Here is a 14,754-nt window from a genome sequence, read left to right as displayed (position 1 = left end):
ACACGTCGAGCACCTCATCAGAGTTTCGGAGGCCGGTAGGACATGAGTGACGGCAACAACGCCACTCCGGGCCGCCCGCACCCCGCAGCCGTCGAGGGTGACGACATCGGGATTACCGGAAGTCCTCTGCGATCGCTACCCGCCGCGCCGTGGGAACGTTTCGGAACATCGACTCGCGGCGCCGTCGCCGCGCCCCGGCGGCCGGCACCGCCGGTTGGGCACAGGAACCGCGAAGACACGGCATCCGGCGGCTGCCACACCGACGGCGGACTCACGGTCGCCGATCTGATCGCCAAGGTCGGCGGTCCGCCCCCGGCCCGGCGCAGCCGCCACCGCGCGGAACCCGAAATCGAGCCGCCAGACGAGTTTCCGCCGGAGCCAGAGCCCCAGGACGAGCCGGAGTACCGATTCGACGCCTACGCCGCGCCGATGTCGTCGGCGTACGCGTCCGAGCTGCCCGACTTGGACATCGCGCCCCGCCCACGGCGTCTCGCCGCGGCCGACGAAACCACGGTGCTGCCGCCGGCGTCGGGGCGGGTGCCGCCGGCCCGGATCGTCGGAGACCCGGACGCGGCGGAAATCCCGGAGCCCGCACCGAAACGCAAGCGCCGGCCGCTGCTGGTGGCCGGCCGCTCGGTGGCGGCATTGATCGCCGTGCTGTCGCTGGCCCTGACCGGCGGGGCGTACCAGTGGAGCGCGTCGAAGAACAACCGACTCAACAACGTCAGCGCGCTCGACCCTCATTCGCACGACATCATGGACCCCAACGGCCAGTACGGCGACGAGAACTTCTTGATCGTCGGTGTCGACTCCCGGGCCGGGGCCAACGGCGAGATGGGGGCAGGCGACACTGAGGACGCCGGCGGCGCCCGCTCCGACACCATCATGCTGGTCAACATCCCGGCGAACCGTAAACGCGTGGTCGCGGTGTCGTTTCCGCGCGATCTGGCGATCACGCCGATGAAATGCGAGGCGTGGAACCCCGACACCGCTGCGTACGGCCCGCTCTACGACGAGGAAACCGGAAAGTACGGCGACCGATACGTCTATACCGAGACCAAACTGAACTCCGCTTATGCGTTCGGCGGACCGAAGTGTCTGGTGAAGGTCATCCAGAAGCTGTCCGGCCTGTCGATCAACCGTTTCATGGCCATCGACTTCGCCGGCTTCGCCAAGATGGTCGACGCGCTCGGCGGCGTCGAAGTCTGCACGACCACCCCGCTGAAGGACGCCGAACTGGGCACGGTGCTCGCCCACGCCGGTCGCCAAGTCATCGACGGGACGACGGCGTTGAATTATGTGCGGGCCCGCAACGTCACCACCGAGAACAACGGCGACTACGGGCGCATCAAACGCCAGCAGTTGTTCTTGTCGTCGCTGCTGCGTTCGCTGATCTCCCGCGACACGTTCTTCTCGATGAGCAAGCTCAACAACGTCGTCAACATGTTCATCAGTGACAGTTACGTCGACAACGTCAAGACCAAGGACCTTGTCGACCTCGGCCAGTCGGTCCAGGGTGTCTCGGCCGGCCACATCACCTTCGTGACCGTGCCGACCGGCGAAACCGACGAGAACGGCAACGAGCCGCCGCGCACCGCCGACGTGCGGGCGCTCTTCGACGCGATCATCAACGACGATCCGCTGCCCGGTGAGAACGACAAGAACGCGACGTCGTCACCGACAACCCAGTCGACCACCAGTCAAGCGGCGCAGCCCAGCCCGTCCACCGCGCCGCACGCCGAGCAGGTGCAGGCCGTGACGACATCGCCGCAGGAGATCACCGTGCAGGTGTCCAACTCGACGGGCAAGTCGGGTCTGGCCGCGACCGCCGCCGCTGAGTTGCAGCAGTACGGTTTCAAGGTCAAGGAACCCGACGACTACCCCAGCTCGCTGAAATCGACGACGGTGTTCTTCTCGCCGGGCAACGAGCAGGCCGCCGCGACGGTGGCGGCGTCGTTCGGCAGCTCAAAGGTGGAGCGGGTCACCGGAATTGAGCAGGCGGTGCAGGTTGTGCTGGGCCCGGACTTCCGCGCTGTCTCGGCGCCGCCGCCGAGTGGCTCGTCGGTCAGCTTGCAAATCGACCGCAGTGCCAACAACACACCGACCAAGCTTCCCGAGGACTTGACGGTTACCAACGCGGCCGACACCACCTGCGAATAGCCGTAATTGGCATTCACCGTCATTTCAGGTCGTCCTTCCTGGCTTTTCCCGGCCGAGAACGTAGTCTTGACACCATGCGGACCGCCTACCAGGAACAGCTTTCCGGGCTCTCCGAGCGGCTCGGCGAAATGTGTGGGCTCGCCGGGGCCGCGATGGAACGCGCGACGCAGGCGCTGCTGCAGGCCGACCTGGTGCTGGCCGAACAGGTTATTTCCGATCACGAGAAAATCGCGACGCTGAGCGCCCGCGCGGAGGAAAGCGCTTTCGTGCTGTTGGCCTTGCAGGCACCGGTCGCCGGTGACCTGCGCGCGATTGTCAGCGCGATCCAGATGGTCGCCGACATCGATCGGATGGGTGCGCTGGCTCTGCACGTCGCCAAGATCGCCCGACGGCGCCACCCCCAGCATGCGCTGCCCGAAGAGGTCAACGGGTACTTCGCCGAAATGGGCAGGGTCGCAGTCGAATTGGGCAACAGTGCGCAGGAGGTGCTGTTGTCACGCGACCCGGAGAAGGCGGCCCGCATCCGTGAAGAAGACGACGCGATGGACGACCTGCACCGGCACCTGTTCACCGTGCTGATGGACCGCGAGTGGAAACACGGGGTGGCAGCTGCGGTCGACGTGACATTGCTGGGCCGGTTCTACGAGCGCTTCGCAGACCACGCCGTCGAGGTGGCGCGCCGCGTCATTTTCCAGGCGACCGGCCGGTTCCCCGAAGACGACACGGTGCCGTCCACGGGCTAGCCGAAGCGGCCGGAAATGTAGTCTTCGGTGGCTTTTTGGGTGGGGTTGGAGAAGATCTTCTCGGTGTCGTCAATCTCCACCAGCCGGCCGGGTTTCCCGACGGCCTCGAGGTTGAAGAACGCGGTCTGGTTGCTGACCCGCGCGGCCTGCTGCATGTTGTGCGTGACGATAACGATGGTGTAATCCTGCTTCAGCTCGGCGATCAGCTCCTCGATCGCCATCGTCGAAATCGGGTCCAGCGCCGAGCACGGCTCGTCCATCAGCAGCACGTCGGGCTGCACGGCGATGGCCCGGGCGATGCACAGCCGCTGCTGCTGTCCGCCGGACAGCCCGCCGCCTGGCCGGTCAAGCCGGTCTTTGACCTCGTCCCATAAGTTCGCGCCGCGCAACGAGTATTCGGCGGTGTCGTCGAGCACCTTGCGGTTGCGCACGCCCTGCAGCTTCAGCCCGGCCACCACGTTGTCGCGAATTGACATGGTGGGGAAGGGATTTGGCCGCTGGAACACCATCCCGATCGCCCTGCGCACACCAACCGGGTCGATACCGGGGCCGTAGATGTCGTCGTCGTCGAGCAGCACCGTGCCCTCCACGCGGGCGCCGGGGATGACTTCGTGCATGCGGTTGAGCGTGCGCAGCACCGTCGTCTTGCCGCAGCCGGACGGGCCGATGAACGCGGTCACACTGCGCGGCAGCACCGACAGCGATACATCGGCGACCGCATGAAACGACCCGTAATAGATGTTGAGGTCTTTGAGGTCTAACCGCTTAGCCACCGCTTCTCCTGCCTAGAATTTCTTAGGCGCAAAGATTTTCGCGACCACTTTGGCCCCGACATTGATCACGGCGATCAGCAGTATAAGCGTCACCGCAGCGCCCCACAGTCGTTCGGTCGGCACCGGGTTGGCGCCCGCCCCCGCCGAGGTCTGGTCATACATCATACCGGGCAGCGACCCCATGAAGCCGCTGACCATGTCGAAGTTCATCGCCTGCGAATAGCCCACCAGAATCAGCAGTGGCGCCGTCTCGCCCATCACCCGCGCCAGCGCCAACATGATGCCGGTGATGATTCCGGACAGGCCCGTCGGAATCACAATGCGGGCAATGGTTTTCCACTTCGGTACGCCGAGCGCGTAGCTGGCCTCGCGCAAATCCACCGGAACGATCCGTAGCATCTCCTCGGTCGCCCGGATGATCACCGGAAGCATCAACAACACCAACGCCAGCGACACCGCCAACCCGGAACGAGGAAGACCCAGGGTGGCCACGCACAGCGCGTAGATGAACAAGGCCGCGACAATCGACGGCACGCCGGTGAGGATGTCGACCATGAACGTCGTCAACCGGCCCAGGCCGGTGCCCGCGCCGTATTCGACGAGGTAGATCGCGACGAAAATCCCGATCGGAATGGAGATGGCCGCGCAGACCAGTCCCTGCAGCACTGTGCCGACGATCGCGTGATAAGCGCCGCCGCCGGTCACGAACGCCGTCATCCCGGCCTGCGAGTGTGACCACCACACAGCGGAGGTAACCGCCCGGAATCCCTTCGCGATCACGGAGTAGAGCACCCACAGCAGCGGGACCAGCGCGACCGCCATCGACAGCGTCACCAGAACGGTCGCGACGTTGTCGGCGACCCGCCGCCGCAGGCTTGTGCCGGCGAAAGTGCGCGCCTTGAGCGGCCGGTCCAGGATCGACGTCATCGCGTTCCCTTACCGGCGACCGCCGCACGCGCGAACGCATTGACCACGAAGGTCAGCAGGAACAGCACCAGGCCGGCGGCGATGTACGCGCCGGCCTTGTACTGGTTGTTGAATTCCGACGCGGTCGCCGCGATCTTGCTGGCAAAGGTGTAGCCGCCGTCGAACAGCGACCAGCCGAACGCCGATTGCGTGCCCCGCAGGATGATCAGCAGCGCGACGGTCTCGCCCAGCGCGCGGCCGAGCCCCAGCATCGCGCCGCTGATGTAGCCCGACCGGCCGAACGGCAGCACCGTCGTCTTGACCACTTCCCAGCGGGTGGCGCCGAGCGCCAGCGCCGCCTCGATGTGGGACTGCGGCGTCTGGACGAAAACCTCGCGGGTGACCGCGGTGATGATCGGCAGGATCATCACCGCCAGCACGATTCCCGCGGTGAAGATCGTGCCGCCGCCGGCCACCGACGCGTTGCCGTTGGCGAACAGGAAACACCACCCCAGGTGGTCGTTGAGCCACGTCGCGATCGGCCGCAACCGCGGCGCCAGCACATACAGACCCCAGACGCCGTAGATGATCGACGGCACCGCGGCGAGCAGGTCCACCATGTAGGCCAGCGGGCCCACCACCCGCCGCGGCGCGTACTGGGTGAGATAGATCGCGATGCCCAGCGCCACCGGCATGGCCAGCGTCAGGGCGAACAACGCCACAAAAACCGTGACCTGCAGCATGTCGAAGATGCCGAAGTGCATCGCCGAGGTGTCGGTGGTGACCCAGTTGCCGCCGTAGGTGAAGAAGTTCTCCTTGTTGCGGGCCAGCGCCGGGATGGCGCGCCACAGCAGGAACACCGCGATCGCGCCGATCAGCACGACGATCAGGACACCGGAGCCTTCCGACAGCCCGCGAAAGACGCGATCACCCAGCCGGGGTTTGCTTCGGCCCCACGGGATGGTGGGCGGAGTGATCGGCTCGGGAACCGGCGCAGCGACGACCTCACCCGAACCCGCATCAGACGGATTTGGCGTTGTCACTTGGGTCCCATCGCTGTCGGTTCTTACTGGATCGCGCCGATCGCCGCCACGAGGCGCTGCTTGAACCTGTCCGGCAGCGGGATGTATCCGGCCGGTGAAAGACCGTTTTGACCGTAGTCGGCGGCCGCGGTCAGAAATGACTTGAGCGCGGTCGAAATCCCCGGGTCGTAGCCTTTCGAGCACACGATCTCGTAGGTCACCAGCACCAGCGGGTAGGCGCCGGGCTCTTTGGTGCCGTAGAGGGAGTTCAGGTCCAGCCGCAGGTCGTTGCCGGCGCCGGCGAACTTGGCGTCGTCGATGGCGTTGCGCGCGGCGTCGTCGCTCAGCGCCACCGCGCCGCCGCCGTCGTCGATCTGGGCGTAGGTCAGCGAGGCCTGATCGGCGAAGCCCTTCTCGACATAGGCGATGGCGCCGGGCGTGGACTGCACGGCCTGCACCACGCCCGCGGACTTCTGCACGCCCTCGCCGACGCCGCCCTGAAACTCGCTGCCGGCGCCTTTGGTCCAGCTCTGCGGGGCCGCGGCGCCGAGGTACTTCTGAAAGTTGTCGGTGGTGCCCGACGAGTCCGACCGGTAGATCGGCGCAATATCCGTGTCGGGCAAGGTGACGCCGTGGTTGAGCGCCACGATCTCCGGGTCACGCCAATTGGTGATCTTGCCGGTGAAGATCTTGGCCAGCACGTCGGCGTTGACGACGAGTGGGTTGACGCCGTCGAGGTGGTAGGCCACCGCCACCGGCCCGAACACCAGCGGCAGGTGCCAGGCCGGATTCCCGTTGCAGCGCTTGGTCGCCGGCTCGACCTGGTCGGCGGTCAGCGGCGAGTCCGAGCCGGCGAAGTCGACATGGCCGGCGACGAACTGCTCGCGGCCGGCACCCGACCCGGTCGGGTTGTAGGACACGTTCTTGCGGGGGCAGAACCGGTTCCAGGCTTGGTTGAATAACGCGATCGCGTTCTGCTGGGCGGTCGAGCCTTCGCCGGTGAGAGCGTCTTTGCCGCCGCAGTCGATCGCGGCCGACGACGTCGCGGGGGTGCCGATGTTGTTGTCGCTGCCACAGCCGGCCAATACCAGGCTCAAGACCGCCGCCGCGATCAACGCTTTACCCACCGTGTAGCGCGTCCTTTCTCGAACGTCGTGCGGCGCAGTGCGCACGGGTAGGAGCCTGCCGGTTATCCGTGAACACCGGGTGAACAGGTCAGTGGACACCCGCAGCATAGGCGGTGTCGACGCTGTACTGCGTGAACCCCAGCCGCCGATAGGTCCGCAGCGCCGCGGTGTTGTCCGCCTCGACGTACAGCATCACCGCCGGATCCGTCGTGTCGGCCAGCCGACGCGCCAGGTATGCCACCCCGACCGCGGTCAGCACGGCGCCCAGCCCACGGCCCTGAGCCGCCGGGTCGACGCCGACGACGTAGACCTCACCCAGGCCGGTCTGGCCGGGATGCACCTTGGTCCAGTGAAAGCCCAGCAACTTGTCGGTTGACTGGTCGAACGCCAAAAACAGTCCGTCGGGGTCGAACCACGGTTCGGCGCGCCGCTCGGCCAGATCGGCAGGCGTCAAGCCGCTTTGTTCCGGATGCGCGGCGAACGCGGTGTTGTTGACCCGCAACAGTTCGTCGTCGTCGCCGACGCCGGCATAGGTGCGGATCCGCACCCCCTCGGGCACAGCGGGTGCAGCGACGTCGTTGAGGGAGCGGCGCATCTGGATGAGTTCGCGCACCGGCACCAGACCCAGCGCCGACGCCGTCGCGCGGGCCGACTCCAATGTGCCGTGTGCCCAAAATCGGTTGCGCCCATTGGTTTTCGCCAACGCAGCGCGTATCAAGTCGGTACCGATGCCGCGACGGCGTGCGTGCGGGTGGACCACGAGCTCGGCCATGCCCGGTTCGTCTTGCGGTGCAGCGAGATTGAGATAGCCGATCACCGTCTGGTCGGCAGCTTTGACCACCAGATGCTGGGTTCGCCGATGCGCAAGCTCTCGCAGTACCTGCTCGCCGACGGGTGCCACCGCGTCGAATTCTGTTGCCGCCGCGACCAGTTCACGCACCTGCCGCTGTTCGTCGGCGGTCAGCTGTGAGCGCCAGTCCGTCACTGGCTGCGCAACGGGTCGACGAGCGGGTCGGAGTTGGTGTCCAGACCCGGCTCCTCCTCGTCGTCGGCCGGGTCGGGCTCGGGGGCCCGGCCACGGGCCGGGCGGACCGCCTTGTAACCCACGTTGCGCACGGTGCCGATCAGCGACTCGTACTCCGGGCCGAGCTTGGCCCGCAGCCGTCGCACATGCACGTCGACGGTGCGGGTGCCGCCGAAGAAGTCGTAGCCCCACACCTCGTGCAGCAGCTGCGCGCGGGTGAAGACCCGGCCGGCGTGCTGCGCCAGGTACTTCAGCAGCTCGAACTCCTTATATGTCAGGTCCAGCGGGCGACCCCGCAGTCGGGCGGTGTAGGTGCCCTCGTCGATCACCAGCTCGCCGAGGCTGATCTTGCCCGCGCTCTCCTGGTCGGCCAGGCCGCCGCGGCGTCCCACGAGCAGCCGCAGCCGCGCGTCGATCTCGCCGGGCCCGGTGGCCGGCAACAGGATCTCGTCGAGCCCCCAGTCGGCGTTGACCGCCACCAGGCCACCTTCGCTCACCACCGCCACGACGGGAATCGACCGGCCCGTCGTGCCCAGCAGACGGCACAGACCGCGCGCCGCCGGCAGGTCAGTGCGCGCGTCGACCAGCACGACGTCGGCGCTGCCTGCTTCCAGCAGCGACGAAACGTCGGCCGGCGCTGTCCGCACCGTGTGGGCGAGCAGCGACAACGACGGCAGGACCGAGTCGGGGTGCGGCTCCGCGGTCAGCAGCAATAGATCCAAGCAAGCCCCTCCAGCGTCGTGGGAAAGGCGTCTCCCAGATTCGCGGCGATATGTGTAGTTAGCGGCCAGGTCATCTAACGATAACGTGCGACCTGGCGTTTCGCCTGTTGACGAAGCAGGGCCACAATATCGGGATGCGCAGGGTGCTGATCGGTGCGGCCGGAGCTGGGCTGGCCGTCGTGCTGGTACTCATCGGGGCCGTCGGGATCGACTTCGGCACCACCATCTACGCCGAATACCGGTTGTCCCGCACGCTGCGCGACACCGCACACCTGGGCTCGGATCCCTTTGTCGCGATTCTGGGCTTCCCGGTGATCCCGCAGGCCATGCGGCGCCACTACGACGAAGTGGAGATCAAGGCCAGCGCCGTCGACCATCCCAAGACAGGGAAGGCGACGCTGGAGGCCACCATGCACTCCATCGGCCTGGCGGAAGCGTCATGGCTGGTCCGGCCGAACGCCAAGCTGCCGATCGGCAAGCTCGAGAGCCGCATCATCATCGACTCGGTGCACCTCGGCCGATACATGGGCATCACCGACCTGATGGTCGAGGCGCCGCCGCAGGAGACAAACGACGCCACCGGCGGCACCACCGAGTCCGGGATCTCCGGCAGCCACGGGCTGGTGTTCACGGGCACGCCGACATCGGCCCACTTCGACAAGCGGGTCAGCGTCGCGGTCGATCTGTCCATCGCCGGCGCGGACCGCACGACCCTGGTGTTCACCCCGACCGGTGTACTGACCGGGCCGGACACCGCCAACCAGAAAGTGCCCGACGACAAGCGCGACGCGGTGCTGGCCGCGTTCCGCCAGCAGTTGCCCGACCAGCGGCTGCCGTTCGGAGTGGCGCCGACGAGCCAGGGCGCGCGCGGCTCGGACGTGATCATCGAGGGCATCACCCAGGGAGTAACGATCACGCTCGACGGGTTCAACCAGGCATGACTACTGCACTGGTCGCTGTCGTGGCCGCCTTGGTGCTGGCAGCCCTCGTCGGATGGCTGCTGACCCGTCGCGCCGGGGTGGTCCGGGCCGTGGGATCCGACGTGGACACCGCTGACCTCGGCTTGTCGTCGGACGGGCCGACCGTCGTGCACTTCAGCGCCGCCTGGTGCGCGCCGTGCGACCGGGTGCGCCGCGTGGTCAGCCAGGTCTGCGGCGACCTCGGTGACGTGACGCACGTGGAAATCGACATGGACGCCAACCCGGCTGCGGCGCGCCGCCTTTCGGTGCTGTCGCTGCCGACGACATTCATCTTCGACGGCGACGGCCGGCAGCGGTACCGCAGCGCCGGGGTTCCCAAGGCCGAGGACCTTCGCTCGGCCCTGACCCCGCTGTTGGCTTGACTGTCGGGCCATTGGGTAAGCTGTCCGACGTGTCCGCCCGCCTCGAGCTCGTGCTCACCAAGCGCCGCGCAGTCGATCTGTGCCGCACCGCGGGTTGCTGCTGTTGTTGTTGTAGCTGCTGAGTAGCGCCGTCTCGCGCCGCTCTCGGAAGCAGCCATTGTGGCGTGCCTCCATCCCTTCCCGTTCTCAACAGGAGCAGCTATATGTCGTCAACAACCACCACCACCGCCCAGGTGGACGTCCGCGGACCGCGATTCGTCGCCTGGGTCACCACCGCGGTGCTGGTGACCACGCTGATCGTCGCCGGAATCAGTGTCCCGGCCGCCGCCGTCATCCTTGGCCTGCAGGCCATCGTGTTCGCGATCGGCGCCTGGGCCGGGCCGCGCCGGCATCCCTACGGCGTGGTGTTCGCCACCCTGGTGGCGCCGCGGCTGGGACCGGTCCGTGAGCGGGAGCCAGTGGCCCCGCTGAAATTCGCGCAACTGGTCGGATTCGTCTTCGCCGCCATCGGCGTGGCCGGATTCGCCGCCGGCGCTCCCCTGGTCGGGATCGTCGCTACCGCGGCCGCACTGGCGGCGGCCTTCCTCAACGCGGCCTTCGGCATCTGCCTGGGCTGCCAGCTCTACCCGCTCGTCGCGCGTCTGCGTAACCAACCGAAAGGATCCACACCATGGCACGCTCCGACGTCCTAGTCTCCGCTGACTGGGCCGAGAGCAATCTCGACGCCGCCAACACCGTCTTCGTCGAAGTCGACGAGGACACCAGCGCCTACGACACCGGCCACATCCCCGGCGCGGTCAAGCTGGACTGGCGCACCGATTTGCAGGACCCGGTCCGCCGTGACTTCGTCGACGCTCAGCAGTTTTCCAAGCTGCTGTCCGATCGCGGCATCTCCAACGACGACACCGTGATCCTCTACGGCGGCAACAACAACTGGTTCGCCGCCTACGCGTACTGGTACTTCAAGCTCTACGGGCACGACAAGGTCAAGCTGCTCGACGGCGGCCGCAAGAAGTGGGAGCTGGACGGCCGTCCGCTGTCGGCGGACAAGGTGAACCGCCCGGCGACCTCCTACACCGCCAAGGCGCCCGACAACTCGATCCGCGCGTTCCGTGACGAGGTCATCGCGGCCATCAACGTCAAGAACCTGGTCGACGTGCGCTCCCCCGACGAATTTTCCGGCAAGATCCTGGCGCCTGCGCACCTGCCGCAGGAGCAAAGCCAGCGGCCCGGTCACATCCCCGGCGCGATCAACGTGCCGTGGAGCAAAGCCGCCAACGAGGACGGCACCTTCAAATCCGACGAGGAGCTGGCCAAGCTGTATGCCGCCGCCGGCCTGGACGGGTCGAAGGAGACCATCGCCTATTGCCGGATCGGTGAGCGCTCGTCGCACACCTGGTTCGTGTTGCAGGAGTTGCTCGGGCATAAGAACGTCAAGAACTACGACGGCAGTTGGACGGAATACGGCTCCCTGGTGGGGGCCCCGATCGAGTTGGGAAGCTGATATGTGCTCTGCACCGAAGCAAGGACAGACGTTGCCGGCCAGCGTCGACCTGGAGAAGGAGACCGTCATCACCGGCCGCGTCGTGGACCGCGACGGCCAGGCCGTCGGCGGCGCGTTTGTGCGGCTGCTGGACTCCAGCGACGAGTTCACGGCCGAGGTCGTCGCGTCGGCCACCGGTGACTTCCGGTTCTTCGCCGCGCCGGGGTCCTGGACGCTGCGCGCACTGTCGGCAGCCGGAAACGGCGACGCGGTCGTGACGCCGTCGGGCGCCGGCATCCACGAGGTGGACGTCAAGATCGCCTGACCGAGGCGGTTAGACTCGTCGCGTGGTGCTGTTCTTCGAGATCATGCTGGTCGCGGCCGTCGTGGTCATTACCTGGTTCGCGCTGTATGCGCTGTATCGGCTGATCAACGACGAGTCGTGACTGACCGAGCCGGTTCTGGCGATCGGGCGGTGGCAGCCGCCGCCGAGCGCGCCAAAGTGACTGCGTCGCGCAACATTCCGGTCTTCGACGACCTGCCGGGCCCCGCCGACACCGCCAACCTGCGCGAGGGCGCCAACCTGCACGACGCCTTGCTGGCGCTGCTGCCTTTGGTCGGGGTGTGGCGCGGTGAGGGTGAGGGCCGCGGCGCCCACGGCGACTACCGGTTCGGCCAGCAGATCGTGGTCAGCCACGACGGCGGCGACTACCTGAATTGGGAGGCGCGGTCGTGGCGGCTCACCGACTCCGGTGACTACGACGGACACGACCTGCGCGAGACCGGATTCTGGCGCTTCGTCGTCGACCCCAACGACGCAGGCGAGTCGCAGGCCATCGAGCTGCTGCTGGCGCACTCCGCGGGCTACGTCGAGTTGTTCTACGGCCGGCCGCGGACCCAGTCGTCGTGGGAGTTGGTCACCGATGCGCTGGCCTGCAGTAAGTCCGGCGTACTCGTCGGGGGCGCCAAGCGGCTCTACGGCATCGTCGAGGGCGGCGACTTGGCTTATGTCGAAGAACGCGTCGACGCCGACGGCGGGCTGGTGCCGCACCTGTCGGCGCGGCTCTCCCGGTTCGCGGGATAGGTCCAGACATGGGACGGCCCCCGAGCCGTAGTTCCTGGTTGGACAGACCGGAGGCTCGGGGGCCGGGTGACTGCGGGGAATTCGCCAGCGCGCGCAGGTGATTCCAACCGCTCGCGCTTTAGCGCGCAGCCACCTCACAAGTCCATAAGCTAATCAATTTCTCGGACCACCTCCTTCCCTGTGTACGGCCGACCGTACCCGCTAACCGGCTGGGGCCACAACTGAATTCAGCGATCGCTGACAATCGCGGCGTCAACCAGCTCGGCGAATTCGGCGGCAATCGGTGCGGGCGGCAACAACCGGCCGTCCAAGGTGTGCACACGCGCGGCCAGCGTCATACTGGACACCAGCCAAATCCCTTGCGCGTCAAAAAGGTCCGATACCCGAAGCGCGCGGTAGTCGCAGTCGTAGCCTTTGGCGCGCGCGACTTCGAACAACGCCTGCTGCGTGGTGCCGCGCAGGATCGGATACCACGGCGGCGGCGTCAGCAGGCAACGGTTTTCGGTGGCGATCACCACCGTGGACCGCGGACCTTCGAGGACATAACCGTCGGAACTGACGAAGATGACGTCGCCGGCGCCGTGCCGGGCGGCGTGCCGCAACGCGGCCATGTTGATGGCATACGACAGGGTCTTGGCGCCGGCCAGCAGCCACGGCATCGCGTCGACACCGCTGGACGGAAGTTCGCGAGGCAGGGTCAGCGCGGCCACCCCGTCGCGACGCGCGGCGCCCACCCGGGCCGCGACCGGGTTGACGGTCACATATGCCGTCGGCGCCGAGCCGCGCTCCCTGCCGCGGCTGTAAACCAACCGCATCGCGCCCTCGTCGGCGGTGTCGGCCGCCCAGCTGCGCGCCGCCGCATCGATCGCGTGCCGCCACGCGGGCAGGTCAGGCTGCGGCAAATCCATCAGTTTGGCCGACAGGGTCAGCCGGTCCAGATGCGCCTCCACGAGGCAGGCCCGGCCGTCGCGGACCAGCAAGGTCTCGAACACGCCGTCGCCACGCACCGCGGCGAGGTCGTCGGCGAACAGCAGCGGCGTCCCCGGCGGATGGATCTCGCCGTCGAGCGTGACGACCACGCCCGGGTGGTCTGTCATGACCGAAGAGCCTATATGCATTGGGCGTGCGGCTGGCCGCACGTTCGTTGCCCAACGTGCGGGTTGCCGCACGTTCGCAGGGGCCGGGCAGCGACAGACGGGCCGTAGAGTTGACATGTGTCCGCAGTCCCCGCCCCCGAAACCAGTCCGGACGCCGGCGCAACCTGGCATTACGGCGACCCGCTCGGCGAGCAGCGCGCGGCCGAGTCCGACGCCGTGCTGGTGGACCGCTCGCACCGCAAAACGATCACGCTGACCGGTGCCGACCGGCAGACTTGGCTGCACAGCATCTCGACCCAACACGTCAGCGAGCTGCCCGATGGGGCCAGCACCGAGAACCTCAGCCTGGACGGCCAGGGCCGCATCGAGGACCACTGGATCCAGACCGAGTTGGGCGGCGTCACCTACGTCGACACCGAGCCGTGGCGCGGCGAGCCGCTGCTGGACTACCTGCGCAAAATGGTGTTCTGGTCCGACGTGAGCCCCGCCGCCGCCGACCTGGCGGTGCTGTCGCTGTTGGGTCCGCGGCTGGCCGACCGGCCGGTTCTCGACGCTCTCGGCGTGGCCGCGTTGCCCGCCGAGATGACGGCGGTGCCGCTGCCCGGTGGTGGTTTCCTGCGACGGATGACCAGTGCGCGGGACGGCCAGATCGAGCTGGACCTGCTGGTGCCGCGCAACGAAGCGGCGGATTGGCGAAACCGCTTGACGCAAGCCAAGTTTCGACCGGCCGGAGTGTGGACCTACGAGGCGCACCGGGTGGCGGCGCTACGCCCGCGGCTCGGAGTCGACACCGACGAGCGCACAATCCCGCACGAAGTCGGCTGGATCGGCGGCCCGGGGCTGGGCGCGGTCCACCTGGACAAGGGCTGCTACCGGGGCCAGGAGACCGTCGCGCGCGTGCACAACCTGGGCAAACCGCCACGCATGCTGGTGCTCTTGCACCTCGACGGCTCGGTGGATCGGCCGTCGACGGGCGATCCGGTACAGGCCAACGGACGCTCGGTGGGCCGGCTGGGAACCGTCGTCGACCATGTCGATCTGGGCCCGGTGGCGCTGGCTTTGCTCAAACGCGGGCTGACCGCCGACATCGAGTTGGCCACAGGCGCCGACGCCGGTGTGACCGCGGTCATCGATCGCGATTCCATGCCGCCACCGGATGCGGTTGGCGCCGGGCGGGCCGCCGTCGAGCGGCTGCGCGGCACCGCCCGATGACGGTCGTACCGGTGGGTAGGGCAGGCCAGCACGCACCCGCGGGGCACGGTAAACTGTCG

Annotated in this window: 17 protein-coding genes; 10 read left to right on the top strand and 7 right to left on the bottom strand. The window is 67.5% G+C overall.

The window, feature by feature from the left end:
- The first annotated feature begins 42 nt into the window (after positions 1–42).
- Entirely contained in the window at positions 43–2,160 is a 2,118-nt protein-coding gene (locus MFM001_RS22190) for an LCP family protein (protein ID WP_116377415.1), read from the top strand.
- A 74-nt stretch (positions 2,161–2,234) separates the two neighbouring features.
- The gene (gene phoU / locus MFM001_RS22185; protein WP_116377414.1) at positions 2,235–2,903 is read left to right on the top strand and encodes a phosphate signaling complex protein PhoU; all 669 of its coding nucleotides are present in this window, start codon (positions 2,235–2,237) and stop codon (positions 2,901–2,903) included.
- On the opposite strand, the gene pstB is transcribed toward phoU, so the two are convergent.
- The 6 genes from pstB to MFM001_RS22155 are packed head-to-tail and all read right to left on the bottom strand — an operon-like array spanning position 2,900 to position 8,477.
- Positions 2,900–3,676, bottom strand: coding sequence for a phosphate ABC transporter ATP-binding protein PstB (gene pstB, locus MFM001_RS22180; RefSeq protein WP_116377413.1), 777 nt, complete (start codon positions 3,674–3,676; stop codon positions 2,900–2,902). The two genes, phoU and pstB, sit on opposite strands and share 4 nt — an antisense overlap.
- Before the next feature lie 12 nt (positions 3,677–3,688).
- On the bottom strand, positions 3,689–4,603 hold the full coding sequence (pstA, locus tag MFM001_RS22175) for a phosphate ABC transporter permease PstA (protein WP_116377412.1): 915 nt from the start codon (positions 4,601–4,603) through the stop codon (positions 3,689–3,691).
- On the bottom strand, positions 4,600–5,625 hold the full coding sequence (gene pstC, locus MFM001_RS22170) for a phosphate ABC transporter permease subunit PstC (protein WP_192887025.1): 1,026 nt from the start codon (positions 5,623–5,625) through the stop codon (positions 4,600–4,602). Before pstC ends, pstA begins: the two co-directional genes overlap by 4 nt.
- 23 nt (positions 5,626–5,648) lie before the next feature.
- A complete protein-coding gene (gene pstS / locus MFM001_RS22165) occupies positions 5,649–6,776 on the bottom strand; it encodes a phosphate ABC transporter substrate-binding protein PstS (RefSeq protein ID WP_238159336.1) in 1,128 nt (375 codons plus the stop codon).
- 43 nt (positions 6,777–6,819) lie between these two features.
- Positions 6,820–7,716 (bottom strand): mycothiol synthase, encoded by an 897-nt coding sequence (gene mshD, locus MFM001_RS22160; RefSeq protein WP_116377410.1) that lies wholly within the window; start codon positions 7,714–7,716, stop codon positions 6,820–6,822.
- A complete protein-coding gene (locus MFM001_RS22155; protein ID WP_116377409.1) occupies positions 7,713–8,477 on the bottom strand; it encodes a response regulator transcription factor in 765 nt (254 codons plus the stop codon). The genes mshD and MFM001_RS22155 overlap by 4 nt, the downstream gene beginning before the upstream one ends.
- A gap of 128 nt (positions 8,478–8,605) precedes the next feature.
- Between MFM001_RS22155 and lmeA the strand changes: the two genes are divergently transcribed.
- From lmeA to MFM001_RS22120, 7 genes are all read left to right on the top strand, one after another.
- A complete protein-coding gene (gene lmeA, locus MFM001_RS22150) occupies positions 8,606–9,418 on the top strand; it encodes a mannan chain length control protein LmeA (RefSeq protein WP_160118034.1) in 813 nt (270 codons plus the stop codon).
- A complete protein-coding gene (locus MFM001_RS22145) occupies positions 9,415–9,819 on the top strand; it encodes a thioredoxin family protein (RefSeq protein WP_116377407.1) in 405 nt (134 codons plus the stop codon). Before lmeA ends, MFM001_RS22145 begins: the two co-directional genes overlap by 4 nt.
- A 29-nt stretch (positions 9,820–9,848) precedes the next feature.
- A complete protein-coding gene (locus MFM001_RS25255; RefSeq protein ID WP_371685602.1) occupies positions 9,849–9,941 on the top strand; it encodes an Ms5788A family Cys-rich leader peptide in 93 nt (30 codons plus the stop codon).
- A gap of 81 nt (positions 9,942–10,022) precedes the next feature.
- Complete coding sequence (locus MFM001_RS22140; protein ID WP_116377406.1) at positions 10,023–10,511, top strand: DUF4395 domain-containing protein; 489 nt, start codon at positions 10,023–10,025, stop codon at positions 10,509–10,511.
- A complete protein-coding gene (locus MFM001_RS22135) occupies positions 10,490–11,323 on the top strand; it encodes a sulfurtransferase (RefSeq protein ID WP_116377405.1) in 834 nt (277 codons plus the stop codon). The genes MFM001_RS22140 and MFM001_RS22135 overlap by 22 nt, the downstream gene beginning before the upstream one ends.
- Before the next feature lies 1 nt (position 11,324).
- Positions 11,325–11,627 (top strand): DUF1416 domain-containing protein, encoded by a 303-nt coding sequence (locus tag MFM001_RS22130; RefSeq protein ID WP_045374431.1) that lies wholly within the window; start codon positions 11,325–11,327, stop codon positions 11,625–11,627.
- A 117-nt stretch (positions 11,628–11,744) separates the two neighbouring features.
- Positions 11,745–12,386 carry an FABP family protein gene (locus MFM001_RS22120; RefSeq protein WP_116377403.1) on the top strand — a complete coding sequence of 214 codons (642 nt, stop codon included), beginning with the start codon at positions 11,745–11,747 and terminating at the stop codon, positions 12,384–12,386.
- Positions 12,387–12,613: 227 nt separating this feature from the next.
- Here MFM001_RS22120 and MFM001_RS22115 read toward each other — a convergent pair whose 3' ends face one another.
- Entirely contained in the window at positions 12,614–13,465 is an 852-nt protein-coding gene (locus tag MFM001_RS22115; protein ID WP_116377453.1) for an aminodeoxychorismate lyase, read from the bottom strand.
- 135 nt (positions 13,466–13,600) lie between these two features.
- Between MFM001_RS22115 and MFM001_RS22110 the strand changes: the two genes are divergently transcribed.
- Entirely contained in the window at positions 13,601–14,695 is a 1,095-nt protein-coding gene (locus MFM001_RS22110; protein ID WP_116377402.1) for a folate-binding protein YgfZ, read from the top strand.
- Positions 14,696–14,754 lie beyond the last annotated feature (59 nt).

Origin of the sequence: Mycobacterium sp. MFM001, from assembly GCF_003402475.1 — a bacterium.
Classification (GTDB): domain Bacteria; phylum Actinomycetota; class Actinomycetes; order Mycobacteriales; family Mycobacteriaceae; genus Mycobacterium.
Note: the sequence above shows the minus strand (reverse complement) of the source record. Positions and strands in the feature narration are given on the sequence as shown.

Excerpts from the sequence above, each read along its gene's own strand:
- pstA (WP_116377412.1), bottom strand. The coding sequence starts at position 4,603 with ATGACGTCGATCCTGGACCGGCCGCTCAAGGCGCGCACTTTCGCCGGC.
- MFM001_RS22145 (WP_116377407.1), top strand. The coding sequence starts at position 9,415 with ATGACTACTGCACTGGTCGCTGTCGTGGCCGCCTTGGTGCTGGCAGCC.
- MFM001_RS22130 (WP_045374431.1), top strand. The coding sequence starts at position 11,325 with ATGTGCTCTGCACCGAAGCAAGGACAGACGTTGCCGGCCAGCGTCGAC.
- phoU (WP_116377414.1), top strand. The coding sequence starts at position 2,235 with ATGCGGACCGCCTACCAGGAACAGCTTTCCGGGCTCTCCGAGCGGCTC.
- MFM001_RS22140 (WP_116377406.1), top strand. The coding sequence starts at position 10,023 with ATGTCGTCAACAACCACCACCACCGCCCAGGTGGACGTCCGCGGACCG.
- MFM001_RS22190 (WP_116377415.1), top strand. The coding sequence starts at position 43 with ATGAGTGACGGCAACAACGCCACTCCGGGCCGCCCGCACCCCGCAGCC.
- MFM001_RS22135 (WP_116377405.1), top strand. The coding sequence starts at position 10,490 with ATGGCACGCTCCGACGTCCTAGTCTCCGCTGACTGGGCCGAGAGCAAT.